Origin of the sequence: Mesorhizobium sp. M0991, from assembly GCF_040318915.1 — a bacterium.
Lineage (GTDB): Bacteria > Pseudomonadota > Alphaproteobacteria > Rhizobiales > Rhizobiaceae > Mesorhizobium.
Genome location: NZ_JAMYNE010000114.1, coordinates 1 through 517, shown reverse-complemented (window position 1 = coordinate 517; position 517 = coordinate 1). Strand labels below are relative to the sequence as shown.

Below are 517 nucleotides of genomic sequence, written 5' to 3'. Positions count from 1 at the left end.
AAAGTTCGCAGCGGCGAGATTCATTTCCGGGGCCACCGCATCGACGGAACGCGCCCGGACGAGCTGGTCAGGATGGGCATCGCCATGGTGCCGGAGGGTCGGCGCGTCTTTTCCTACATGACGGTGCGCGACAATCTGATGATGGGCGCCTTCACCCGCACCGACAAGGCCGAAATCGCCAGGACGCTGGACATGGTGCTCACGCGCTTTCCGCGCCTGAAGGAACGCTATTCCCAGACGGCGGGCACGATGAGCGGCGGCGAACAGCAGATGCTGGTGATCGGGCGGGCGCTGATGGCCAAACCGAAGCTTCTGCTGCTCGATGAACCCTCGCTCGGCGTCGCGCCGAAGCTCGTCCAGGACATCGCCCGCTCCATCGTGGCGATCAATCGCGACGAAAAGGTCAGCGTTCTCTTGGTCGAGCAGAATTCGCGCATGGCGCTGCGCATCTCGCAGCGCGCCTACGCACTGACGACCGGAAAGATCGCGCTGGCCGGACATTCGGCTGAGCTGCTTG

The 517-nt window shown here is 64.0% G+C and carries 1 protein-coding gene; it reads left to right on the top strand.

Annotated features, from left to right (window positions below; all coding sequences use genetic code 11):
- Positions 1-517: ABC transporter ATP-binding protein (locus tag NKH70_RS35755; RefSeq protein ID WP_353027485.1), on the top strand; the 517-nt coding region annotated here is incomplete at both ends.